Annotated in this window: 19 protein-coding genes and 1 pseudogene; 6 read left to right on the forward strand and 14 right to left on the reverse strand. The window is 61.8% G+C overall.

Features of this window, described 5'->3' with window-relative positions:
• Positions 1 to 18 precede the first annotated feature (18 nt).
• The 9 genes from mgtE to argS form a co-directional block, all read right to left on the reverse strand.
• Positions 19 to 1443, reverse strand: a complete 1425-nt coding sequence (mgtE, locus tag CK911_RS17800) for a magnesium transporter (protein WP_042018400.1) — start codon at positions 1441 to 1443, stop codon at positions 19 to 21.
• 145 nt (positions 1444 to 1588) lie between these two features.
• Complete coding sequence (gene cysG, locus CK911_RS17805; protein ID WP_098971624.1) at positions 1589 to 2989, reverse strand: siroheme synthase CysG; 1401 nt, start codon at positions 2987 to 2989, stop codon at positions 1589 to 1591.
• Positions 2990 to 3001: 12 nt separating this feature from the next.
• Entirely contained in the window at positions 3002 to 3814 is an 813-nt protein-coding gene (nirC, locus tag CK911_RS17810) for a nitrite transporter NirC (RefSeq protein WP_098971627.1), read from the reverse strand.
• A 57-nt stretch (positions 3815 to 3871) separates the two neighbouring features.
• Entirely contained in the window at positions 3872 to 4189 is a 318-nt protein-coding gene (gene nirD, locus CK911_RS17815) for a nitrite reductase small subunit NirD (RefSeq protein ID WP_098971629.1), read from the reverse strand.
• 100 nt (positions 4190 to 4289) lie between these two features.
• Positions 4290 to 6836 (reverse strand): nitrite reductase large subunit NirB, encoded by a 2547-nt coding sequence (nirB, locus tag CK911_RS17820; protein WP_172954049.1) that lies wholly within the window; start codon positions 6834 to 6836, stop codon positions 4290 to 4292.
• A 270-nt stretch (positions 6837 to 7106) separates the two neighbouring features.
• Positions 7107 to 8435: an HslU--HslV peptidase ATPase subunit gene (hslU, locus tag CK911_RS17825; protein WP_042018389.1), complete on the reverse strand. Its 1329-nt coding sequence runs from the start codon at positions 8433 to 8435 to the stop codon at positions 7107 to 7109.
• A gap of 81 nt (positions 8436 to 8516) precedes the next feature.
• On the reverse strand, positions 8517 to 9050 hold the full coding sequence (gene hslV, locus CK911_RS17830) for an ATP-dependent protease subunit HslV (protein ID WP_098971633.1): 534 nt from the start codon (positions 9048 to 9050) through the stop codon (positions 8517 to 8519).
• 188 nt (positions 9051 to 9238) lie between these two features.
• Positions 9239 to 10084 (reverse strand): SPOR domain-containing protein, encoded by an 846-nt coding sequence (locus tag CK911_RS17835; protein ID WP_098971635.1) that lies wholly within the window; start codon positions 10082 to 10084, stop codon positions 9239 to 9241.
• A gap of 3 nt (positions 10085 to 10087) precedes the next feature.
• A complete protein-coding gene (gene argS / locus CK911_RS17840; RefSeq protein WP_098971637.1) occupies positions 10088 to 11833 on the reverse strand; it encodes an arginine--tRNA ligase in 1746 nt (581 codons plus the stop codon).
• Between the two features lie 308 nt (positions 11834 to 12141).
• On the opposite strand from argS, the pseudogene CK911_RS17845 reads away from it, so the two are divergent.
• The 3 genes and pseudogenes from CK911_RS17845 to CK911_RS17855 all read left to right on the forward strand — a co-directional run bounded on the left by CK911_RS17845 (position 12142) and on the right by CK911_RS17855 (position 14099).
• Positions 12142 to 12707 (forward strand): annotated as a pseudogene (locus tag CK911_RS17845) (LON peptidase substrate-binding domain-containing protein).
• 140 nt (positions 12708 to 12847) lie between these two features.
• Complete coding sequence (locus tag CK911_RS17850; protein WP_172954109.1) at positions 12848 to 13417, forward strand: sigma-70 family RNA polymerase sigma factor; 570 nt, start codon at positions 12848 to 12850, stop codon at positions 13415 to 13417.
• Entirely contained in the window at positions 13410 to 14099 is a 690-nt protein-coding gene (locus CK911_RS17855; RefSeq protein ID WP_098971642.1) for a ChrR family anti-sigma-E factor, read from the forward strand. Before CK911_RS17850 ends, CK911_RS17855 begins: the two co-directional genes overlap by 8 nt.
• A 66-nt stretch (positions 14100 to 14165) precedes the next feature.
• Here the strand turns inward: CK911_RS17855 and bacA are convergent, their stop codons facing one another.
• The 5 genes from bacA to galE all read right to left on the reverse strand — a co-directional run bounded on the left by bacA (position 14166) and on the right by galE (position 19438).
• On the reverse strand, positions 14166 to 14981 hold the full coding sequence (bacA, locus tag CK911_RS17860) for an undecaprenyl-diphosphate phosphatase (RefSeq protein WP_068978148.1): 816 nt from the start codon (positions 14979 to 14981) through the stop codon (positions 14166 to 14168).
• A 114-nt stretch (positions 14982 to 15095) separates the two neighbouring features.
• Positions 15096 to 16085, reverse strand: a complete 990-nt coding sequence (gene galM, locus CK911_RS17865) for a galactose-1-epimerase (protein WP_172954050.1) — start codon at positions 16083 to 16085, stop codon at positions 15096 to 15098.
• Between the two features lie 64 nt (positions 16086 to 16149).
• Positions 16150 to 17310 (reverse strand): galactokinase, encoded by a 1161-nt coding sequence (gene galK, locus CK911_RS17870; RefSeq protein WP_098971646.1) that lies wholly within the window; start codon positions 17308 to 17310, stop codon positions 16150 to 16152.
• Positions 17307 to 18365, reverse strand: a complete 1059-nt coding sequence (locus tag CK911_RS17875; RefSeq protein ID WP_098971648.1) for a UDP-glucose--hexose-1-phosphate uridylyltransferase — start codon at positions 18363 to 18365, stop codon at positions 17307 to 17309. Before CK911_RS17875 ends, galK begins: the two co-directional genes overlap by 4 nt.
• 59 nt (positions 18366 to 18424) lie before the next feature.
• Positions 18425 to 19438, reverse strand: a complete 1014-nt coding sequence (gene galE, locus CK911_RS17880) for a UDP-glucose 4-epimerase GalE (RefSeq protein WP_098971650.1) — start codon at positions 19436 to 19438, stop codon at positions 18425 to 18427.
• Positions 19439 to 19638: 200 nt separating this feature from the next.
• Here galE and CK911_RS17885 point away from each other — a divergent pair, with 200 nt between their 5' ends.
• The 3 genes from CK911_RS17885 (at position 19639) to mglB (ending at position 25127) form a co-directional block, all read left to right on the forward strand.
• Complete coding sequence (locus CK911_RS17885) at positions 19639 to 20646, forward strand: substrate-binding domain-containing protein (RefSeq protein WP_098971652.1); 1008 nt, start codon at positions 19639 to 19641, stop codon at positions 20644 to 20646.
• 189 nt (positions 20647 to 20835) lie between these two features.
• On the forward strand, positions 20836 to 23895 hold the full coding sequence (locus CK911_RS17890; RefSeq protein ID WP_098971654.1) for a beta-galactosidase: 3060 nt from the start codon (positions 20836 to 20838) through the stop codon (positions 23893 to 23895).
• Between the two features lie 245 nt (positions 23896 to 24140).
• A complete protein-coding gene (mglB, locus tag CK911_RS17895; protein WP_098971657.1) occupies positions 24141 to 25127 on the forward strand; it encodes a galactose/glucose ABC transporter substrate-binding protein MglB in 987 nt (328 codons plus the stop codon).
• Positions 25128 to 25131: the final 4 nt, after the last annotated feature.

Here is a 25131-nt window from a genome sequence, read left to right on the forward strand (position 1 = left end):
TGATGGAGAGGTGGCTTGTTACAGCAGGAACAGGGTCGCCAGCCCGAGGAAGATAAAGAAGCCGCCGGTGTCGGTGATGGCGGTGATCATCACGCTGGCCCCTACCGCCGGGTCGCGGCCAAGGCGGGTCATGGTCATGGGGATGATAACCCCCATCAGGGCCGCCACCAGCAGGTTGAGTACCATGGCCAGGGTCATGACGCCCCCGAGTGCAGGGTCCTGATACAGCAAGAAAGTCACGAGTCCCATAATGCCACCCCACACCAGACCGTTAATCAGGGCCACCCCCAGCTCGCGCACTAACAGGAAAGAGAGGTTGCCCGCCTGAATGTGCTGCAGTGCCAGCGCTCGCACTATCATGGTGATGGTCTGGTTGCCGGTGTTACCGCCGATCCCGGCGACGATGGGCATCAGGGCCGCCAATGCTACCAGCTGCGAAATGGTGTGCTCGAACATGCCGATCACCCGCGAGGCAACAAACGCGGTGCAGAGGTTCAGGGCCAGCCAGGCCCAGCGGGTTTTGACCGCCTTGCCAACCGGGGCGAACACGTCTTCATCCTCGCTGATACCCCCCATCCGGCGCAGGTCGGTATCGCTCTCTTCATAGACCAGATCGACCACCTCTTCGACAGTGATACGGCCCATCAGCTTGCCCTTGCCATCCACCACGGCGGCAGAGAGCAGGTCATCCCGCTCGAAGGTGCGGGCGGCTGCTTCGTCGTTGTCTTCCGGATCAAAGGTGACCGGATCTTGCGTCATGACCTCCTTGACCAGAGTGGCGGGCTTGTTGAGCAGCACAGTGGTCAGGGGCAGCTCCCCCAGCAGGTGGTTGCGGCGGTCGATGACGAACAGCTTGTCAGTGTTGGCGGGGATCTTGCGACGAAGTCGCAGATAGCGCTGCACCGTGGCCAGACTCACCTCGGGGCGGATGGTGATGATCTCGAAGTCCATCATGGCGCCAACGGTATGTTTACCGTAGCGGATCACCTCCCGTACCTGATCCCGTTCTGCGGGGGCCATGTAGGTGAGCAGCCGTCCCATCAGGTTGCGCGGCAGGTATTGGCCGAGATAGATCTGGTCATCGATATCCAGAGTGCGCAGGGCGTGCAGCAGCTCCTTGTCACTCATGCCGCTGATCAGGCTGTCCCAGACGGTTTCGGATGCTTCTACCAATATCTGGCCACGGCGTGCCTCATCCACCAGTGCCCACAGGGCATGGCGCTCATCGGGCGGCAGTGACTCCAGCGCATCGGCGACGTCGGCTGCCGGCAAGTTGTTGGCCAGCCCGCTCAATTCGCTGGTCTGGTCCCGCTGCTCGGCATCTTGTTCGACCTGCGGGTCGAGCAAGCTATCGGTGAGGGCGTCGTCAGTCAGTAGCAGGCTAAGGATGCGGGATCTGTCTTCCGCGCGCTGCCGGGCGCTGTTCTTGATGGGAAGAGACATGGATGAATTCCTGAAAGAGTGGCCAAGGGCGCAATGCCCATAGGATACCAGACTTAAAACAGCTGGTTATGACCGTGATAGGAGAAGAGGGAGGTAAAAGTGAGGCCACCTGCTGGTGGCCTCATGATCGTTTGCCGAGAATCCCTCAGGCGAGGGCTCGCTGAAGCTGTGGCGCCTCGCCAAACCAGGCGAGCTGGTCGGCCAAAGTCACCACCGAGCCCACCATGATCAGCGCGGGGCTTTCGACCCCCACCGCCAGCGTGGGCAGCTCATCGAGGGTGCCGCGAATGACCCGCTGACAGGGTTGGGTGCCGCGCTCGATCAACGCTACCGGGGTATTGCCCTGCTTGCCGTGAGCCAGCAGCTGTTCGCGGATGGTGGCGCAAGATGAGAGCCCCATATAGAACACCAGTGTCTGTTTGTCTTTGGCCAGCAGCGGCCAGTCGAGATCCCGGGCGCCACCCTTGCCGTGGGCGGTGACGAAGCGCACGCTCTGGGCGTGATCGCGGTGGGTCAGCGGAATGCCAGCGTAGGCGGCGCAGCCACTGGCTGCGGTGATCCCCGGCACCACCTGAAAACCGATGCCAGTACCAACCAGCGTCTCCAGCTCCTCGCCGCCACGGCCGAAGATAAAGGGGTCGCCCCCTTTCAGCCGCACCACCCGTTGCCCCTTCTTCGCTTCCTCCAGCAAGAGCTGGTTGATCCCCTCCTGCGGCACGCAGTGGTTGCCCGCCTGCTTGCCGACGAAGATGCGTTTGGCATCCCGGCGCACCAGTGCCATCACCTCGTCAGAGACCAGCCGGTCATAGACCACCACGTCCGCCTGCTGCATCTGGCGCAGGGCGTGCAGGGTGAGCAGACCCGGATCGCCGGGGCCTGCTCCCACCAGCACCACTTCGCCAGCGGTGTGGCTTTCGTCGGCAAACAGGTTGTCGGCCAGCTGGTGGGCAGAGGCGCTATCGCCCCGCGCCAGCGCCTGCCCGAGCCGGTCAGCCCCGAGCAGCCGCTCCCAGAAGCGGCGCCGCTCTCCCATGGTGGCGAAGCGGGCCTTGACCCGATCCCGCAGGCTGCCGGCAAAGGTCGCCACGGCCCCCAGATGTTGCGGCAGCAGGGCTTCGAGTTTTTCCCGCAGCAGCCGGGCCAGCACCGGGGCCTTGCCGCCGGAGGAGATGGCCACCATCAGCGGCGAGCGGTCGATGATCGACGGCATGATGAAGCTGGAGCGTTTCGGGTCATCCACCACGTTGGCAAAGATCCGCGCCTGGTTGGCGCTCTGGTAGACCAGCGCATTCACCTCACGCCGATCGGTGGCGGCCACCACCAGCCACTTGCCCGCCAGTTGCGCTGGTGCAAATTCACCGGCTAGCCACTCGATGCTTCCGTTGGCAGCCAGTTCCGCCAGCTCGGGGTCGAGTTCGGGCGCTACGACGGTGAGGCGGGCACCGGCATCCAGCAGCAGGCGCGCCTTGCGCTCTGCCACTTCGCCGCCGCCGACCAGCAGCACGGGTTTGTTGTCGAGTCGGCAAAAGATGGGCAAGTAGTCCATGGGGCCTCCGGATCAGGCGGTTTGGGTCTGGCTGGCGGTGCTGGTGGTGTCGGTCACTGCCACCGGGCGCTCAGCTTTCGGGGTGGCATACCAGTAACCGAGGCCCATAAAGAGGACGCCGGAGACGGTGTTGCCCAGGGTCACCCACAGCAGGTTGTGGCCGATGCCGCCCAGGGTGTAGGCATCGGAATGGGCTCCAAACCAGGAGAGGGCAAACAGGGTCATGTTGGCGATGGAGTGCTCGTAGCCGGAGGCGATAAAGGCCAGCAGGCACCACCAGATGGCGATGAAGCGGGCGGCCCCTTCGGTGCGCAGCGCCATCCAGATGGCGAGGCAGACCAGCCAGTTGCAGAGGATCCCCTTCATAAACAGGGTCAGGGCCGGTGCCTGAGTCTTGGCCAGCGCCACCTTGTGAGCCAGGCTGCCCGCATCCGGCAGCAGGCTGCCACCGTAGGAGTAGATGAGCGCCACCACGATGGAGCCAATCAGGTTGCCCGCCCAGGTCTGCGGCAGGATGCGCAGCAGGTCGGCCATGGTTATCTTGCCGCTTTTCACCCCGAAGGTGAGGAACATGGTGTGGCCGGTGTAGAGCTCGGAGCCGGCGATGATCACCAGGGTCAGGGCGATACCAAAGGTGGCCCCCATCACCAGCGGCCGGATGGCGGGATCAACCAGATTGCCGAGGGTGAAGATGAGGATGATGCCGAGGCCCACATAGGCCCCCGCCATGGCGGAGCTGAGCCAGAAGCCGAGCTTGTCGCTGCGCTCGAAGCGGTTGATGCGGGCCGCATTGGCGGCGCACTTGTTAATGGTTTCCGTGTACATCTTGTGAGTCCTTGAAAGGGCTGCCCTCTGGCAGCCCGAAAGAGAGTGAAATCGGCTTTAGACGGCGACCCAGACCTGCTGGTCGCGCACTTCAACGGGATAGCTTTGAACTGACATCGCAGGATTGTCGACGCAGTGGCCATCGCTCAGGCGAAAGCGCTGCTTCTTGAGCGGGCTGGCGACCCAGAGTTCGCCGTCGTGTTCGCAGATCAGGCCCCGCGACAGCACGTTGGCGGCGAAGAAGGGATCCCGGTTGTCGATGGCGAACACCTCGGCGGCCGCGCTCGGGCGAAACAGGGCGATCTGGCGCCCCTCGATCAGAGCGCAGACACCGGTTCCCGGCAGGATGTCGTTGAGTTGGCAGGCTAATTTCATCGCTTAATCTCCACCTCGAGTGGGATGAACTGGCTATCGAGCAGAGCGCAAACGTCCATGCAGCCCAGCAGGGTGTCGTTGAATTGGCAGGCAAGTTTCATCATTTGGTCTCCACCTCGATCTGGTAGACGGGGATGCGCTCGGCCGGAGTGGCGGGTCTGTGCTGGTCGCGCTCGGCAACGAACTGAACGTCCGGATCGCGCTTGTCGCTGTTGATGAAGTGGCTGAAGCGCTTGAGCGCTTCCTCTTCGTTGAGGGTGCGCGACCATTCGCACTCGTAGCTGTCGATGAGGGTCTGGATATCGCGCTCGAGCGTGTCGGCCAGCCCCAGCTTGTCGTCGACGATCACCTCGCGCAGGTAGTCGACGCCCCCTTCCAGATTGCCGAGCCAGACCGAGGTGCGCTGCAGTTTGTCGGCGCTGGTGACGTAGAACATCATGAAACGGTCGATCAGCTTGATGAGGGTTTCGCGGTCGAGATCGGAGGCCAGCAGGTCGGCGTGGCGCGGCTTCATGCCGCCGTTGCCGCCCACATAGAGGTTCCAGCCCGCGTCGGTAGCGATGATGCCGACATCTTTGCCCTGTGCTTCCGCACATTCGCGGGTACAGCCGGAGACGCCGAACTTCATCTTGTGCGGGGTGCGAATGCCCTTGTAGCGGTTCTCGAGGAAGACCCCGAGGCCGACGCTGTCCTGCACGCCGAAGCGGCACCAGGTGCTGCCGACGCAGGTCTTGGCCATGCGCAGCGCCTTGGCGTAGGCCTGACCGGTCTCGAAACCGGCTGCCAGCAGCTTGCGCCAGATGGCGGGCAGATCATCCTTCTGGGCCCCGAACAGGCCGATGCGCTGGGCGCCGGTGATCTTGGTGTAGAGCTGGTAGTCGCGGGCCACTTCAGCCACCGCCAGCAGCCCTTCCGGGGTCACTTCGCCACCGGCCATGCGCGGGATGACGGAGTAGCTACCGTCCTTCTGCATGTTGCCGAGGAAGATGTCGTTGGTGTCCTGCAGCGGGGTGTTGCGCGGACTCAGCACATGCTCGTTCCAGCAGGAGGCGAGGATGGAGCCGACGGTCGGTTTGCACACCTCGCAGCCATAGCCCTGACCGTGCTTGGCCAGCAGTTCGTCGAAGCTCTTGATCCCCTCCACCTTGACCAGATGGAACAGCTCCTGACGGGAGTGGGGGAAGTGGGCGCAGAGGTGGTTGTTGACCTCGATGCCCTGCTTCACCAGTTCGGCGTTGAGCACCTGACTGATGAGCGGCACGCAGCCGCCGCAGCCGGTACCGGCCTTGGTGTGCTGCTTGATGGCGGCCAGGGTGGTGTGACCCTCGGCCACCGCCTTGGCGATGTCCCCCTTGGAGACGTCGAAGCAGGAGCAGATCTGGGCGCTCTCCGGCAGGGCATCCACCCCCAGCGTCGGCTTGGCACCGGCGTAGGCGGGCAGGATCAGGGTGTCCGGGTGGCTCGGCAGCGGCAGGGCATTGAGCATCATCTGCAGCAGGTTGCCGTAATCTTCCACGTCACCCACCAGCACGGCGCCGAGCAGGCGGCTGTTGTCTTCGCTCACCACGATCTTCTTGTAAACGCCTGCCTGATCGTCCTGGAACACATAGCTGTGGCTGCCCGGGGTGCGGCCGTGGGCATCACCGATGGAGCCGACGGAGACGCCGAGCAGCTTGAGCTTGGCGCTCATGTCCGCCCCCTCGAAGCGGCTGTCGCCGCCGAGCAGATGGTCGACGGTGATCTGGGCCATCTTGTAACCGGGCGCCACCAGCCCGAAGAAGCGGCCCTGCCAGGCGGCGCACTCACCGATGGCGTAGATATCGGGATCAGAGGTGAGGCAGTGATCGTCGATGACGATGCCGCCGCGCTCGGCGATGGCGAGATCGCCGTAGCGGCCCAATGTGTCTTGAGGGCGGATGCCGGTGGAGAAGACCACCACGTCCACTTCCAGCTGGCTGCCGTCGGCAAAGGCGAGGCGGTGTTTCGCCTGTTCACCGCCATGCATCAGGATCTCGCTGGTGCTCTTGCTGGTGTGCACCTGCACGCCCATGGATTCGATCTTGCGGCGCAGCAGCTGGCCGCCCTGACCGTCGAGCTGCTCGGCCATCAGCACCGGAGCAAACTCCACCACGTGGGTCTCGAGGCCCAGCGCCTTGAGGGCACCGGCGGCTTCGAGGCCAAGCAGGCCGCCCCCGATCACCACCCCGCTCTTGCCGCTCCTGGCGGCGCTGCGGATGGCTTTCAGATCCTCGATGGTGCGATAGACGAAGCACTCGTGGTGCTGGCTGCCCGCAATGGAGGGCACCCAGGGGTAGGAACCGGTGGCCAGCACCAGCTTGTCATATCCGACCACGGTGCCCTTGTTGGAGTACACTTCGCGGTTGGCCCTGTCGATTGTTTTCACCGCTTCGCCGAGCAGCAGGCGGACGCCGTGCTTGTCGTAGAAACCGGGTTTGACGAGGGAGAGATCTTCGCTGGTGTGATGGGAGAAGTAGGAGGAGAGATGGACGCGATCGTAGGCGGGACGGGGTTCTGCACCGAAGACGGTGATCTCGTAGCGGCCCGGGTCGGCCCGCTCGATCAGCTCTTCGATGAAGCGGTGCCCCACCATGCCGTTGCCCACAACGACCAGTCTGACTTTGCTCATGATTGCCTCTAGTTTGGAGTAATAAAACATCATTCTGGGGCTAGGCTACCCAGTCGGCTGGGGCGGGCAATTGATGCAAATCAAGTGTCTATTTATATATCTCGTCAGAGGTAATCCCTTGAGATTAATAGTTATATCTAAGTAGGTAGACCAGTGGTGCAGTGGATCTGGCAGGTTTTCGGGGTAGTTAAAGAAGGGAGTGGGATGGGGGGAGATGAAAAAAAACGCCTCCACAAGGGAGGCGTTCGACCAGCGGGGTGTTGAGCAGGTTTACAGGATGTAGCGGCTCAGGTCTTCGTCTTCGATCAAGGCGCCGAGGTGGGCGTTGACGTAGTCGGTGTCGATGACGAAGGTCGCACCAGATTGCTCGGAGGCATCATAAGAGATGTCTTCCATCAGCCGCTCCATCACGGTGTGCAGGCGGCGGGCACCGATGTTTTCGGTGCGCTCGTTGACCTGCCAGGCCGCTTCAGCCAGTCGGCGGATGCCCTCTTTGGTGAACTCGATATTGACCCCTTCGGTGCCCATCAACGCCTTGCTCTGGGCGGTCAGGGAGGCGTTCGGCTCGGTCAGGATCCGCTCGAAATCATTGGTGGTCAGCGCTGTCAGCTCGACCCGGATCGGCAGACGACCCTGCAGTTCGGGGATCAAATCTGACGGCTTGGCGATCTGGAAGGCGCCGGAGGCGATAAACAGAATGTGGTCGGTCTTGACCATGCCGTGTTTGGTGTTGACGGTGCAACCTTCGACCAGCGGCAGCAGGTCGCGCTGTACCCCTTCACGGGAGACGTCAGGGCCTGAGCTTTCGCCCCGCTTGCAGACCTTGTCGATCTCGTCGAGGAACACGATGCCGTTGTTCTCGACGGCGGCGATCGCTTTTTGCTTCAGCTCTTCCGGGTTAACCAGCTTGGCCGCTTCCTCTTCGATCAGCGCCTTCATGGCCTCTTTGACCTTGATCTTCTGCTTTTTCTTCTGGCTCTGGCCGAGGTTCTGGAACAGCCCCTGCAGCTGGTTGGCCATCTCTTCCATCCCCGGCGGGGTCATAATTTCGACCCCCATCGGGCTGGCGGAGAGCTCCAGCTCAATCTCTTTGTCAGCCAGCTGACCTTCCCGCAGTTTCTTGCGGAAGATCTGGCGAGTGTTGGAGTTGTCGGCTTTCTCCTCCTCACCCCAGGTATTGCGCGGGTTGGGCAGCAGGGCGTCGAGGATGCGCTCTTCGGCGGCTTCCTCGGCACGGAATTTCATCTTCTCCATCTCGGTCTCGCGCACCAGCTTGATGGCGACATCGGTCAGATCGCGGATGATGCTGTCCACTTCCTTGCCGACATAGCCCACTTCGGTGAACTTGGTCGCTTCCACCTTGATGAAGGGGGCGTTGGCCAGCTTGGCCAGACGGCGGGCGATCTCGGTCTTGCCGACCCCGGTCGGGCCGATCATCAGGATGTTTTTCGGGGTCACTTCATGGCGCATCTCTTCATCGAGTTGCATCCGGCGCCAGCGGTTACGCAGGGCAACAGCGACGGCACGCTTGGCATCGGCCTGGCCAATGATGTGACGATCCAGCTCGTGGACGATTTCTCTTGGAGTCATCTCGGACATGATAGGGTTCCTGTATCCGGGGCGGGCAGGGCCCACCCCTTGAAGAATGTGGTCGTTGGCTCGCGCCGTTATTTGGCCGACTTATTTAGCTAAATAATCCAGCACTTCAATGGTGTGGTTGCCATTGGTGAAGACGCAGATATCACCGGCGATCTTGAGCGACTTCTCGACGATGCTCCTGGCATCCAGCTCGGTGTTTTCCAGCAGGGCGATGGCGGCGGATTGGGCGAAGTTGCCGCCGCTGCCGATGGCGATGAGATCGTGCTCCGGCTGCACCACGTCACCGTTGCCGGTGATGATGAAAGATTTGTGTTCGTCGGCCACGGCCAACAGCGCCTCGAGGCGGCGCAGGGCGCGATCGGTGCGCCAATCTTTGGCCAGCGCCACGGCGGCGCGCTCCAGATTACCCTGATGGGCCTGCAGTTTTGCTTCGAAACGCTCAAGCAGGGTGAAGGCGTCGGCGGTACCGCCAGCGAAACCGGCCAGCACCTTGCCGTTATAGAGACGATGAACCTTGCGGGCGTTGCCCTTCATGACGGTGTTGCCAAGAGAGACTTGGCCATCGCCACCGATGACGACCTGACCGTTGCGGCGAACTGAAACTATGGTAGTCACTTTACTTACCTCGCTTGAGCCGAATGACGGCCTGACTGTGCATGGCAAGAAAGATGGGGATGGCAAAGCGGCTTTTCAACCCTGCCTTTTATCGGGATAAACGTTGTGACGGGATGCCGGGGTGGCGAGCGGCCCCAAAAGAACAGGGCCGGATGTTGCCACCCGGCCCTGTGTCATCGGTAAGCGGATTACCCTTTCTTGGGAATACAGCCGCTGATGCCAGAGCTCTGCAGCTTGCGGTTGGCCGCATCGACGGCAGCCTTGCCGTTGAAGGGGCCGACCATCACCTTGTAGACGGTGCCGTTGGCGCCATTGATCACCTGCAGGCTGGAGGAAAGACCAGCGCCAAAGGCGATGCGTGCCTTGAGCGACTCTGCAGAATCCTGCGAGCGCAAGGCGGCGCACTGCATCATATAGCGGCCATTGTCGGTCGCGGCCGGTTGTGCCGGGGCACTGGCGGGCTGGGCTTTGGCGGCAGCGGCGCGCTCCCGTTCCAGCTCGGCGCGGATCTCCCGCTCCATCCGCTCCCGTTCGGCTTTGCGGTCGATCGCCTGCTCTTGCGCGCTGGCAACCGGTGCACCCGAGGTGGAGGGGGTGGTCGCCGGATTGGGCAGATAAGGCTTGGGTTGGCCAATCGGGGTACCAGGCTGGGGGATGTCGGTCGGCACCGGTTGCGGCAGTTTGCTCGGCTGCAGGGTCAGGGTCTCTGCCGGTGGTGGTGGCAGCACACCCGGCTGGGTGGGCGGCTCTATGATATCGACCTGCTTGTTCTCCAGCCGCTCGATATAGCTCCACTTCTCCTGTGGCAGCCCGTTATTCTGCGCTTTTGGCTTGTTGGCCTTTACCTGCTCTTCAATGGTGGGGGCGTCGTTGCCCTTGCCATTGATCATGTAAAGGAAGCCGCCAAAGCCTGCCAGCAGTGCTGCGACCAGCAGGATTGGAATAACAGGAAAGCGGCGAGGGGCCGCTTTCTTGGTATTGCGGCCACCCGCCCGACGTCGCGGGCGGCTGCCGACATAATCCCGGGTTGCCATCTATTACATGCGCTCCAGGGTATGGATACCCAGTACGCCGAGGCCCAGCTTGAGCACTTTGGCGGTGGCGGCGCACAGCAGCAGACGGCTCTGACGGCTTGCTTCGTCCACGCCATCCTTGTTGATCGGGCAGGCTTCATAGAAGGTCATGAAGTTGCCGGACAACTCGTACAGGTAGGTACAGAGCAGGTGCGGCATGCCTTTGTCTGCCACGCCGTTGACCGCATCGGAGAACTGGATCAGCTTCTGGGCCAGCACCTCTTCGGCCTCCTCGTTCAGGGTCACGTTGCCGGTCAGCGTGTTGGCATCGATGTTGGCCTTGCGGAAGATGGACTGGATTCGGGTGTAGGCATACTGCAGGTAAGGGGCGGTGTTGCCTTCAAACGACAGCATCATGTCCCAGTCGAAGATGTAGTCGGTGGTACGGTTCTTGGAGAGATCCGCATACTTCACCGCGCCCATGGCGATGGCGTTGACCACGTTAGCCTTCTCTTCGGCAGAGAGGTCGCTGTTGCGGCTCTCCAGCAGGGCAGCGGCGCGCTCTTCCGCTTCGTTGAGCAGGTCAACCAGCTTGACGGTGCCGCCGGAGCGGGTCTTGTAGGGACGACCATCCTTGCCCAGCATCATGCCGAAGGCGTGGTGCTCAAGCGGGACGGATTCCGGCACATAGCCCGCCTTGCGGGTGATGGTCCAGGCCTGCATCAGGTGCTGGTGCTGACGGGAGTCGATGAAGTACATGACACGGTCGGCGCCCAGGGTCTCGTAACGGTATTTGGCACAGGCGATGTCGGTGGTGGTGTAGAGGAAACCGCCATCGCTCTTCTGGATGATGACGCCCATGGCCTCGCCATCCTTGTTCTTGAACTCGTCCAGGAAGACCACGGTGGCGCCTTCGCTCTCGACTGCCAGCCCCTTGGCTTTCAGGTCGGCAACGATTTGCGCCAGCATGTCGTTGTACATGGACTCGCCCATGATGTCCTTGTTGGTCAGGGAGACATTCAGGCGGTCGTAGTTGATCTGGTTCTGTTCCATGGTCATGTCGACCAGCTTCTTCCACATGGTGCGGCAGTACTCATCGCCACCCTGCAGCTTGACCACGTAGTTACGGGCACGCTCGGCGAAGGCTTCGTCTTCGTCGTAGCAACGCTTGGCCTGGGTGTAGAAGGCTTCCAGATCCTTGAGCGCCATGTCGCTGGCGTGCTCGTTGGCCATCTTCTCCAGATAGGCGATCAGCATGCCGAACTGGGTGCCCCAGTCGCCGATGTGGTTGGCACGTACCACCTTGTGGCCGAGGAACTCCAGCGCACGAGCGGCTACGTCACCAAGCACGGTAGAGCGGATGTGGTGCACCGCCATCTCTTTGGCCACGTTGGGGGCTGAGTAGTCCACCACCACGGTCTGCGGGGTCGGCAACTTCACGTTGGCGTTGGCAGAGGTCACCATGGCCTCGACCTGACCGGCCAGCCAGCGCTGGTCGAAGAAGAAGTTGATAAAGCCGGGGCCGGCGATCTCGACCTTGGCGATCAGATCGGAGGCAGGCAGATGCTCGATGATGGCAGCGGCCAGCTCACGCGGGTTCTTGCGGGCCGGTTTGGCCAGCAGCATGGCCAGGTTGGTAGCCAGGTCGCCGTGAGCTTTCTCCTTGCATCGGTCTACTTGCACGCGGGCTTCCAGGTCCGCCGGCAGGATGCCTGCTGACTTGAGATTGGCTACCGTTTGTTCAAGTAGATGATGAATATGCTCTTTCATAACTGACCACCAAGGTTGCGCGTCGAAAAATGACTGATATATAAGGGCGTGAATTTTACCCGCATCGGCCCGAGAAAACTATAGGGATGACCCGCCGCTCGCTGTCGGGCGGATATTTCACTGCTTTTGGCGCCAATATCCGGAAGATTGACCGTAATATGGTGCTTATCCATTTCTACTGCATATCGAAGCGCCTTGTCCAGGCTATTTTCCCCTGATTGTTAAGGGTTTTTCCTTTCCGATGACGGGAATGATCTCCTCCCTCTGGCCCGGCGTATCAACAGAGGTTACCAACCGAGGAGTTTGCGATGCGACTGGCGCTGTTTCCCCTTTCTGCCCACCTGCTGCCCGGCGGCATCATGCCGCTGCGGATCTTCGAACCGAGATACCAGCGGATGATCGCCGAGGCGGGGGAGTCCGGCTTTGCCCTCTGCATGGTGGACCCTCGCCAACCCGATGCCCTGCGCAACATGTTGCCCATCGCCACCCGGGTCACCATCATTGACTTCGACCAGCTGCCGGACGGCATGCTGGGGATCACGGTGCAGGGGATGGAACGGGTGCAGATAGATGATCTGTGGCAGGAGCCAGACGGCCTGCGCATCGGCGAGGTGACGCCGCTGACGGCGTGGCCATCACAGCGGCTTCATCCCGATCAGCAACCGCTGGTCGAGGCGCTGCAGGAGGTGTTTGCCGACTACCCCGACTATGCTGCTCTTTATACCGAGCCCCGCTGGGATGATGGCAACTGGGTGGCCCAGCGCTGGCTGGAGGTGCTGCCGATCCCCCCGAGCAGAAGCAGTTGTTGCTGGTGGCTGCCGACAATCAACCGGCCATGGCCCTGCTCAAGGGGGTGCTGGTGGCCAGCCACTGATTTTTTCTGACCCGCTGATCCGCCAGCGCCGCAAGGTCGTAATAGTCATCACCACAGCACGCTCGACAGCACATCAAAGGGATGGCGCAATGGCATATACTGGCCAACCACACTCGACCATACGCAGGACATCACCCGTGATGGATAACCCTAATGGCGACCTGAAAGCCCTGTTGATCCGGGTGGCAGAGCACGCCGACAAGGCGGCCTTTGCCCACCTGTTCCAGCACTTCGCGCCGCACATTCGCAGCTACGGCTTGCGCCATCTCGGCAGCGAGGCCAACGCCATGGAGCTGGTGCAGGAGACCCTGCTGCTGGTGTGGCAGAAGGCGCGCCTCTACCACCCCGAGAAGGGGGCGCCGACCACCTGGATCTACACCGTGATGCGCAACCAGTGCTTCGACATGCTGCGCCGTCGTCGCGCCAGCAAGGAGGATCTCTGTGCCGAGGAGCTGTGGCCGGTGCTGGAGTTTCAAGCCGAAGAGGAGCACCTGAGCGGCGGTGAGGATGCGGTACTGACCCGCCAGATGGCCCACTATCTGGGCACCTTGCCGGAGCCACAACAGCAGGTGGTGCGCGGCATCTATCTGCAGGAGTTCTCCCAGCAGGAGCTGGCGGAGCGACTCGGCGTGCCGCTCGGTACCATCAAGTCCCGCCTCAGGCTGGCGTTACAGAAACTGAAAGAGCAAGTGGAGCAAGGCCATGATTAAAGCCCATCCGACCGACCCAATGCTGCGCGCCTTCGCCGCCGACGAGCTCCCTCTGCCGCTGGCGGTGGGGCTCTCCGCCCACTGTGAACTCTGCCCGGATTGCGCTGCCCGATTGAAGACATTCGAAGAGGAGCTGGCGCAGCAATATCTTGCCTCGCCAGCAGAGCCCGAGCTGGCCTCTCGCGATGATGCGGCGCTGGATGCCGGATTTGACGCCATGCTGGCGGGCATTCTGGCGCAGCCCGAACCGGTTGCCGCACCCGTTATCGATCTGCCCCGAGCCCAGCCCACCGAGTTGGAGGTGGCCGGTCACGCCTACCGCTTGCCACGGGTGCTGGCCCGCTACCGTTCGCCCAAGTGGCGCCATATCGGGGCCATTCGTCAGCAGAGCCTGCCGCTGGACGAGATGGGTGCCCGCGCCAGCCTGCTCCATATCGAGGCCGGTGGTCGTATCCCCGAGCACACCCATCAGGGTTATGAGCTGACCCTGCTGCTGGCGGGCACTATCGAGGATGGGGATACCCGTTACAAGGCAGGAGATTTTATCTGGCGCGATGCCAGCCACTCCCACAGTCCGCACACGCCGGACGGCTGCCTCTGCTATACGGTGCAGGATGCGCCGGTGCAGTTCACCAAGGGGTTGTCGCGGTTGCTTAACGGTATCAGCCAGCACCTCTACTGAGCACCATGACGCCATAGAAAAAGGGACCAGATTGGTCCCTTTTTTCATTCCATTGCTGGCTGCCGGTCAGGCGACAAACACCAGATAGACGGCGAACGCCACGATAAAGCGGTAGATGGCGAACGGGATAAAGTCGATCCGGCGGATCAAGGCCAGGAAGGTCTTGATCGCAAACATTGCCACCACGAAGGCGGTGATAAAGCCCACCGCAAACATCGGGAAGTCGGCCATCGAGAGAAAATCGCGGCTCTTGTAGAGATCCAGCCCGCTGGCCGCCACCATCATGGGCACCGCCATGAGGAAGGAGAACTCGGCGGCTGCGTGACGGCTGATCCCCATCAGCATGCCACCACTGATGGTGGCGCCGGAGCGGGAGAAACCGGGCCACAGGGCCAGACACTGGAACAGGCCGATACCGAATGCCTGTTTGTAGCTGATGTCATCCAGGGTTTCGGCGGTGACGGCAGGGCGGCACTTCTCGGCGATGATCAGCAAGATGCCGCCGGCCACCAGTGCGTACATCACAGTCTCCGGGCCAAACAGGTTGGCTTTGATCCAGCTGTGTACGGCGAGGCCGATGACGATGGCGGGCAGCATGCCGAGGATGATATGCACCAGCGACAGGGTGGCGTGATCCTGGGACGGCTTCTGGCCAAAGTGGATGCCAATCAGGCCGAACAGGCGGCGCCAGAAGACGGCGACTACTGCGAGGATGGAGCCAAGCTGGATCACCACTTCGAAGGTGGCAGCCTTGGGGCCTTCAAAGCCCAGCAGATGGCCGACGATAATCATGTGGCCGGTGGAGGAGACGGGGAGAAACTCGGTCAGCCCCTCGACGACGCCCAGAATAAAGGCGACCAGCAGGCTATAAGTGTCAGTCATCGAACAGAATCCTTGCTACGTTGATGCAAAAAAAGCCCCGACAGAGAATTCGGGGCGGCTTATCTTGCTCGATTGTGACTGCTGAGGCTATGTAAAAATCGTGAAACCTTTAAGTCAGTCGCGGATAAAACGGTAGCGGGTCTGGTGGTGATAACGCCCGCCCGGCAGCAGCCAGGGGTTGCCCAGCTCGGGTCGATTGGGGCTGTCCGGCAGCTGTTGCGCCTCAAGACAGAAGCCGTCGTGATCCCGATGTGATTGGCCGCTGCGGTTCGGGGTATTGGTCAGCCAGTTGCCGGTATAGAACTGCAGCGAGGGCTGGTTGGTGTAGACCTCCATCGCCAGCTGCTTGTCGCCCGAGACTACCCGAGCGGCCCATTCTGATGTCGGGCCGTTGAGCAGAAAGGCATGATCGTACCCCTTGGCCTGTTGCTGTTGGGGATGGCTCAACCAATCCTGCCCGACAAGGCGCTCGCGGCGCAGATCGAATGGCCCCTCCACCGGAGTGATGGCGATCGGCAAACCGCTCGGGTCGCTGGGCAGGAAATGGTCGGCATTGAGGCTGATGAGGTGGTCACGGACATCGCCGCCATCGGCTTGCCCATCGAGATTGAAGTAGGCGTGGCTGGTGAGGCTGACCGGGGTCGCCGCATCCGTGCTGGCCATAAAATCGACCACCAGATCGCTCTGCTCCAGTCGGTACTCCAGCGTCACCCGCAGATTGCCGGGAAAGCCCTGATCCCCCGCTCGGGAGAGCAGCGCCAGCTTGACCCGATCCGCCTCCAGCTCCTTGATCTGCCAGCGCTGACGATGAAAGCCTGCCTGCCCGCCATGCAGGCAGTTGGGTGCCTGATTGGCATCCAGCGGCCAGCGCTCGCCATCGCGCATCAGCTCGGCGCCGCCAATGCGGTTGGCAAAGCGGCCAGCCACCGCCCCCAGCCACACCTGCTGGGTGGGATAGGCGTCGTCGGCACAACCCAGCAGCACCTCACGGCGCTGACCCGCTACCGGCAGAGTGAGGGAGGTGAGGGTGGCGCCAAAATCGAGGCCGCGCAGGCGCAGCCCCTCCTCGTTTTCCAGCTCGAATGGGGTCATGGCGCTGCTCATAACTTGCCTGCACCGGTGTTGCCGATCCGGCAGACGTAGCCGTCGGCCTGCATCATAAATGGGCTCATAGTTTTCCCGCCCCCGCCCCCGCCCCCGCGCTGGCGCGGCAGACGTAGCAGTCGGCTTTGCGGCCGGAGATGGCCGGATAGTGTGCCTCGACGGCGGCGATTACTTCGGCCACCTTGTCGGGGCGCAGCAGGGCGACCACGCAGCCGCCGAAGCCGCCGCCGGTCATCCGTACGCCGCCATCGGTGCCGATGTTGGCCTTGATGATCTCCACCAGACCGTCGATGGCGGGCACTGTGATCTCGAAGTCGTCGCGCATGGCGGCGTGTGACTGGACCATCAGCTCGCCGAGGCGGGTCAGATCGTGGCTCGCCAGCGCATCGGCCGCCGCCAGGGTGCGGGCGTTTTCGCCGACCACATGGCGGGCGCGGCGGTAGCAGGCCTCATCCAGCCCGGCTTTGCCCGCTTCCAGTCCGGCCAGATCGAGATCACGCAGCGCCTTGACCCCGTAGTGACGGGCGGCGGTTTCACACTGCTGACGACGGGTGTTGTATTCGCTGTCCACCAGACCGCGGCGCATGTTGGAGTTGACGATCAGCACCGCCAGATCCGTCGGCATCGGGATGAGGCGGGTCTCCAGCGAGCGGCAGTCGAGCAGCAGGGCGTGATCGGTTTTGCCGCTGGCAGAGATCATCTGATCCATGATGCCGCAGTTGCAGCCGACGAACTTGTTCTCCGCCTGCTGGCCGTTGAGGGCAATCTCGGCCTGAGTGATGTCGAGCCCCAGTGCCTCTTTAAAGGCCTGACCGATGGCCACTTCCAGCGAGGCGGAAGAGGAGAGGCCCGCACCCTGCGGCACGTTGCCGGAGACCACCAGATCAAGGCCGCGCAGGGCATAACCACGGGCTTGCAGGTATTTCACCACGCCGCGGATGTAGTCGCTCCAGCGCTGGTCAGGGTGGTGTTCGATGGGCTGGCCGAGATCGAATTGGTCGCGCTGGTTGTCGTAGTCGGCAGCGATCACCTGCACCAGCTGGTCATCGCGCAGGCCGATGGCGACGCAGGTCTCGTAGTCGATGGCACAGGGCAGCACGAAGCCGTCGTTGTAGTCGGTATGTTCACCGATGAGGTTGACGCGACCGGGGGCGCGCACCAGCAGATCGGGCGCTTTGGCAAATTGCTCGGCAAAAACGGTGCTGACGCGTTGGCTGGGGGTCATAGGGCCTCCTCATTGGTTTGGCTGGTCTGGTTGTAGTGAATGGGGCTCAGGGCACGCAGCCGCTCGGCAGCCTGCTCGGGGGTGAGGTCACGCTGGGTCTCGGCCAGCATCTCGAAGCCCACCATGAATTTGCGCACGGTGGCGGAGCGCAGCAGCGGCGGATAGAAGTGGGCGTGCAACTGCCATGCCTCAGGGCAATCCGATTTGGGCGGTGCAAAGTGCCAACCCATGGAGTAGGGGAAGCTGCACTCGAACAGATTGTCGTAACGGCTGGTGAGCTCCTTGAGCGCCACCGCCAGATCCTGCTGCTGGGCCTTGGTCAGGTTGAGCATGGAGGGGACGTGCGCCTTGGGCAGTAGCAGGGTTTCAAAGGGCCAGGCGGCCCAGAAGGGCACTACCGCGAGCCAGTGTTCGGTCTCCACCACGATGCGCGAGCGATCCGCCAGCTCCCGCTCCACATAGTCGAGCAGCATGGGGCGGCTATGCTCGGCCAGCCAGTCGCGCTGGTGCTGCTCTTCGCGGGCGATCTCGTTGGGCAGGAAGTCGCTGCCCCAGATCTGGCCGTGGGGGTGCGGGTTGGAGCAGCCCATGACGGCCCCTTTGTTTTCAAAGACCTGCACCCACTGCCACTGGGCCGACAGCTCGGTGACCTGATCGATCCAGGTGGTGATCACCCCTTCGATGGCGGGCAGCGGCAGCTCGGGCAGGGTCTTGCCGTGATTTGGCGAGAAGCAGATGACCCGGCTGGTGCCGCGGGCGGCTTCCAGCTTCAGCAGGGGGTCGCCTGCGTTGTCGGCGGCCGGGGTATCCTGCATCAGGGCGGCGAAGTCGTTGGTAAAAACGAAGGTGCCCTTGTAGTCGGGGTTGATGTCACCGGTGACCCGGGTGTTGCCCGCGCAGAGGAAGCAGTCGGGATCGTGGGCCTGTTTGGGGGCCTGACTCACCTTCTCCACCTGTCCCTGCCAGGGGCGTTTGGCCCGGTGGGGGGAGACCAGCACATACTGACCGGTCAGCGGGTTGAAGCGGCGATGGGGATGATCGACGGGGTTGAACATCATCTCTCCTGAATAAGATATTGAAAAAATAGTCGTTTATTAACGGGGAGCAGGAGTGCCTACTCCTCGTAACCATTCGGGTTGGCCGATTGCCAGCGCCAGCTGTCGGCGCACATGGCGTCGATATCTCGGGTCGCCTGCCAGCCCAGCTCGCGCTCTGCCTTGGCCGGATCGGCCCAGCAGGCGGCGATGTCGCCCGGGCGGCGCGGTTCGATGCGAAACGGTAGCGGCTTGCCGCAGGCATTGGAGAAGGCGGCGACCAGCTGCAATACGCTCTGGCCCTGACCTGTGCCCAGGTTGTAGGTGTGCACGCCACCCTTGCCGGCGCAGTGTTGCAGTGCCTTGACGTGCCCCTCGGCGAGATCCATCACGTGGATGTAGTCGCGCACACCGGTGCCGTCCGGGGTGGGGTAATCGTTTCCAAAGACCGAGAGGCAGTCGCGACGGCCAATGGCCACCTGGGTTAAAAATGGCATGAGATTGTTGGGGATCCCCTGCGGGTCTTCCCCCATGGTGCCCGATTCGTGGGCGCCGACCGGATTGAAGTAGCGCAGCAGGGTCATGCTCCAGTGGGGCTCGGCCAATTGCAGATCTTCGAGGATCTCCTCGATGATCAGCTTGGATCGTCCGTAGGGGTTGGTGGCGCTGCGGGGGAAATCCTCGCGGATCGGCAGGCTGGCGGGATCGCCATAGACGGTGGCCGAGGAGCTGAACACCAGATTGTGCACCCCGGCCCGTTTCATCGCCTGCAGCAGGGTGAGGGTGCCGCTCAGGTTATTCTCGTAGTAATCCAGTGGAATGCGGGTCGACTCGCCGACCGCTTTCAGGGCGGCAAAGTGGATCACTGCATCGATCTGCTGCTCGGCGAAGATCCGATCCAGCAGGGCGGGATCGCGAATATCACCCTGATAGAATGCGGGCTCCTGACCGCTGATGGCGGCGATCCGCGTCAGTACACTGCGCTTGCTGTTGCCGAGGTTATCGACCACCACGGGGTTCATGCCTGCCGCTTGCAGGGCCAGACAGGTGTGGCTGCCGATATATCCGCAGCCGCCGGTGACCAGAACGTTCATTTTGCTCTCCACTGAAAAGTGTCTGGAAGGAGTCTAGCGAGGGGGGAGCGACCAAACTGTGAACTTGCTTACAAATTTGTGTAAACGATTACACTTATTTCGAAATGGCCATGGCTGCACATATGTTCTTCATCACTGTTTTTAAAGGGTTTGCTCGTTATAATGCAGCTCTATTGCACTGTGAAATGAGTGAAAACAGCATGAGCACCATCAAGGATGTCGCCCGTTTGGCCAATGTGTCAGTGGCAACGGTTTCACGGGTGATGAACAACTCACCCAAGGCCAGCGCCGCTTCTCGCGAGGTGGTGCAGAAAGCCATGGCCGAGCTGGGCTACACCCCCAACGCCAACGCGCGGGCACTGGTGAGCCAGACTTGCGACACCATGGGAGTGGTGGTGGGTGACGTGGCGGATCCCTTCTTTGGTGCACTGGTGAAGGGGGTCTCTGCGGTAGCGGTAGAGCAGAACCTTCACCTGCTGATGGGTAACGGTTTTCACAAGGCACGTCAGGAGCGCGAAGCGATCGAGCTATTGATCGGCAAGCGCTGCGAGGCGCTGGTGGTACACAGCAAGGCCCTCAGTGACGAGGTGCTTTGTGACTACGCCAATCGGGTGCCGGGTATGGTGCTGATTAACCGCGATATTCCGGCCCTCAAGGGGCGCTGTATCTCCCTCAATAACCGGCTGGGGGCGGCTACCGCGACCCGTCATCTTATTGACTTGGGCCACCGCCATATCGCCTTTATCAGCTCGGATCATGCCATCGAGGATGCCACCTTGCGCCTGCAAGGCTATCAGGACGGGCTGATGGCAGCGGGTCTGGCTGCCGATCCGGAGCTTATCGAGAGCGGCACGCCAAACGAGGAGGGTGGCGAGCGCGCCATGCTCAACCTGCTGGCCAAGGGGCTCAAAGTGACCGCCGTGGTGGCCTATAACGATGCCATGGCAGCCGGTGTTATCTCGGTGTTGGCAGATAATGGTCTGCGGGTGCCGGAAGAGGTCTCGGTAGTGGGCTTCGATGACATCATCTATGCCAGATACCTGAGACCCAAGCTCTCTACCATGCGCTATCCCATCGAATTGATGGCGGCCCAGGCGGCCAAGCTGGCGATTCAGCTGGCGGCAGGGGAGAGCGAGGCGACCCAGAGCCGGATCTATACCCCGACCCTGATCAATCGTCACTCGGTGGCACCGGTTCGGGCCGGATAGCCCCCTGTTGTGGCCCTGTTCGGGGCCATCTCCTGCCTGTTTATTGTTTTACTGGTTTTTAATCATTTTTACTCCGTTTTACTTAACAAAATGAGTGTAATCGTTTACATCTGTGTGAGCGAGATCGCCGTTCCCTGCGCCATACTTCTCTAGACTGCATACGTTTTCTAATCTGCGGGGAGAGAGTGAATGTTGAGGGAGATAGTGGCGCGTCAGGATTGGCAGACCCAAGCGATTACGTCGGTAAACCGGCTGGCTGCCCATACCCCCATGTTCAGCTGGCGCAGCGCAGCGGACGCCAGAGATGATCTGGCTTCTTCCTCCCGTCTCTTGCTCGATGGGGAGTGGCGCTTCTCCTTCTTTGCCGTCCCCGAGCGGGTACCCGAGAGCTGGCTGGCGCAGGATCTGGCGGATGCCAGCCCCATTACCGTGCCGGGCAACTGGCAGCTGGATGCCGCCTACCCGGCAGCGCGGCCGCTCACCGATGGCCCCATCTACACCAATATCAAATACCCCTTTCCCTGCGATCCGCCGCGGGTACCGACAGAGAACCCCACCGGCTGCTACTCCCGTGAGTTTGAGCTGCCTGCCGACTGGCTGGCCAGCGGCCAGAGCCGGATCATCTTCGACGGGGTGAGCAGTGCCTTCTATCTCTTCTGCAACGGCCACTGGGTGGGGTACTCCCAGGACAGCCGGCTGCCCGCCGAGTTCGATTTGACCCCTTGCCTGCACGCCGGTCGCAACCGGCTGGCAGTGCTGGTGCTGCGCTGGTCCGATGGCTCCTATCTGGAAGATCAGGATATGTGGTGGCTGTCGGGGATCTTCCGCTCCGTCAGCTTGCTGCACAAACCGACCTGCCATCTGATGGATATCCGGGTGACGCCTGAGCTGGATGCCTGTTATCGGGATGGCCGTCTCAAGATTGCACTGCAGGTAGCCAATGGGGCCGGTCTGTCGGTAGAGGCCAATCTCTATGACGGCAGCGAGCGGGTTGCGACCTTGCGCCAGCCGATCGGCACCCAAGCCATTGACGAAAAAGGGGCTTACGACGATCGTGCCGAGCTGACGCTCGACGTGGCTGCGCCGCACCAGTGGAGCGCCGAGACGCCCCATCTCTATCGCCTGACCCTGACGTTATTGGACGAGCAGGGCCAAGCCATCGAGAGCGAAGCGTGCGATGTAGGCTTTCGGGTGGTGGAGATCCGTGGCGGCTTGCTGCGGGTCAATGGGCAGCCGCTGCTGATTCGCGGTGCCAACCGCCATGAACACCACCCCGCCAAAGGCTATGCCATCGATCGCGCCACCATAGAGCGGGATCTGCTGCTGATGAAGCGGCACAACTTCAACGCGGTGCGTTGCTCCCACTATCCCAACCACCCCGATTTTTATCGCCTCTGCGATCGGCTCGGCCTCTATGTGGTGGACGAGGCGAATCTGGAGACCCATGGCATGACCCCCATGGGGCGGCTGGCGCGGGATCCCGCCTGGAGCAACGCCTTTCTGGAGCGGGCCACCCGCATGGTGGCGCGGGATTTCAACCACCCCTCGATCATCATCTGGTCGCTGGGCAACGAGTCGGGTTACGGCCCGGCCCACGATGCCATGTATGGCTGGATCAAGCGCAGCGACCCGAGCCGTCCGGTGCAGTATGAGGGGGGCGGGGCCGATACTCCGGCCACCGACATCATCTGCCCCATGTATGCCAGAACCCATCAGGATCAACCCTTCCCGGCGGTGCCCAAGTGGGCGCTGGCCAAGTGGATCGGCCTGCCCGGCGAGAGCCGGCCGCTGATCCTCTGCGAATATGCCCACGCCATGGGCAACAGCCTCGGGGGCTACGCCCACTACTGGCAGGCGTTTCGCGATCATCCACGCCTGCAAGGCGGGTTTGTCTGGGATTGGGTCGATCAGGGGCTCGACAAATACACCAGCGATGGCCGCCACTACTGGGGCTATGGCGGCGACTTTGGCGATCTGCAAAATGATCGCCAGTTCTGCTGCAACGGCCTGTTGTTCCCGGATCGCACCCCCCATCCCGCCCTGTTTGAGGCAAAGCGCGCCCAGCAGCCGTTTCGCTTCACCCTGCTTGAGCACACCCCGCTGCGGGTGCGGATCGAGAGCGAATACCTGTTCCGGGAAACCGATAACGAGCGGCTTTGCTGGCAGCTGTGCGAGAACGGCCATGTGCAGCAGCAGGGGGAGCTCTCCCTCACGCTGATGCCGCAAGGGATGGTCGAGTTGACCCTGAGCGAGACGCTGCCCGCCTTTGCGGCTGGCTCACTGGCCTGGCTCGATCTGGCCATCGCTCAGCCACAGGCCACCCTCTGGTCGCAGGCGGATCACAAGGTCGCCCGCCAGCAGTTCACCCTGCCTACCCCCCTTGCCCTGCCAGCTCCCGCCGCTGCTGCCATCCTGACCGAGCAACCGGAGTGCTGGCTAGTCAGCGTGGCAAACAGTCAGTGGCGGCTCGACAAGCAGAGCGGCCGCATCACCAGTTGGCAAAAATCGGGGCAGGAGCAGTTGCTGGCACCGATCATGGATCACTTCTACCGCGCGCCGCTCGACAACGATATCGGCACCAGCGAAGCGGATCACGCCGACCCCAACTCCTGGCTTGCCCGCTGGCAGGGTTGTGGCCTTGGCCAGTGGCAGCACCGCTGTTTGGGGATCACGGCCGCCGGAGGGGATATCCGGGTCAGTCACGGTTACTTCCACCACGATGAGTTGCTGCTGGTGAGTCACTGGCATCACCGCTTTGCCGACGACGGCGCCATGAATCTGGAGATCGAGACCGAGCTGGCGCAGGCGTTGCCCTCGCTGCCACGGATCGGCCTGCTGATCCATCTGGCCGAGGTGCCGGCGCGGGCCGAATGGCTGGGTCGCGGCCCGCACGAGAACTATCCGGATCGCCTGCTGGGCGCCGATCTCGGTCGCTGGAGCCTGCCGCTGGAGGCCATGCACACCCCTTATGTTTTCCCGAGCGACAACGGCTTGCGCTGCGATACCCGCCAGCTGCAACTGGGCAGCATGACGGTGAGCGGCGCCTTCCATTTCAGTGCCAGCCGCTTCAGCCAACAGCAGCTGGCGGCCGCCCGTCACCAGAGCGATCTGGTGGCTGAAGAGGGGTTGTGGGTCTGCCTCGATGGCGCCCACATGGGGGTGGGCGGAGATGACTCCTGGAGTCAGAGTGTGCGTCCGGAGTATCAGTTGCTTGAACGTTGTTACCGCTGGTTTTGCACCTTTCGTTGAACCGTTTTGACAACAGGCCGGTAACGACTGGCCCATCATGAAAAGGGTCTGATTGAGTCTCAGCTCTTGTTTTTGTTTGTATGCATTTGAAAAATAAATAAAAAGACGCAGTGTAACAGAGTGTAATCGTTTTCATTTTGTCGTCACGATCACAGAAGAAATGACAACAAACTGATTACATTGATTGGCGATTGTTCAATTGCTCGCCACCCTACAACACAGATAGACACATCGGAGCACACATAATGAAAAAACTGACCGCAGTTGCCGCCCTGCTGATGGGCATGATGGCTGGTGCCAATGCTCAGGCTGACACCCGCATCGGGGTAACTGTCTACAAATACGATGACAACTTCATGGCGGTCGTGCGCAAGGCGATCGAGAAGGAAGCGGCGGCCAACCCCGGGGTTGAGTTGTTGATGAACGACTCCCAGAACGACCAGTCCAAGCAGAACGATCAGATCGACGTGCTGCTGGCCAAAGGGGTGAAGGCGCTTGCCATCAACCTGGTTGACCCCGCTGCGGCGCCTGTGGTGATTGAGAAAGCCCGCGGTGAAGATATCCCGGTGGTGTTCTACAACAAGGAGCCGAGTGCTACCGATCTGGCCAGCTATGACAAGGCCTACTACGTGGGCACCGACTCCAAGGAGTCAGGGATCATCCAGGGTCAGCTGATTGCCAAACACTGGAAAGCCCATCCAGAGTGGGATCTGAACAAGGATGGCGTGATCCAGTTCGTGCTGCTCAAGGGCGAGCCGGGCCACCCGGATGCAGAAGCCCGTACCTCCTATGTCATCAAGACCCTGAATGATGGTGGCTTCAAGACGGAGCAACTGCACATGGATACCGGTATGTGGGATACCGCCATGGCCAAAGACAAGATGGATGCCTGGATCTCAGGCCCCAACGCCAACAAGATCGAAGTGGTCATCGCCAACAACGACGGTATGGCAATGGGCGCAGTCGAGTCACTGAAAGCCCAGGGCAAGATCGCCATTCCGGTGTTCGGCGTCGATGCGCTGCCGGAAGCGCTGGCCATGGTCAAGAGCGGCGCCATGGCGGGGACCGTGCTGAACGACGCGGCCAATCAGGCCAAAGCCACCTTCGAGCTGACCAAGAACCTGGCTGAAGGCAAAGCGGCCGGTGAAGGCACCAACTGGAAGATCGACAACAAGGTGGTGCGCGTTGCCTACGTTGGTGTGGATAAAGACAACCTGTCTCAATTCGAGTAATTCC

The organism is Aeromonas sp. CU5 (genome assembly GCF_002586745.1).
GTDB classification, from domain to species: domain Bacteria; phylum Pseudomonadota; class Gammaproteobacteria; order Enterobacterales; family Aeromonadaceae; genus Aeromonas; species Aeromonas sobria.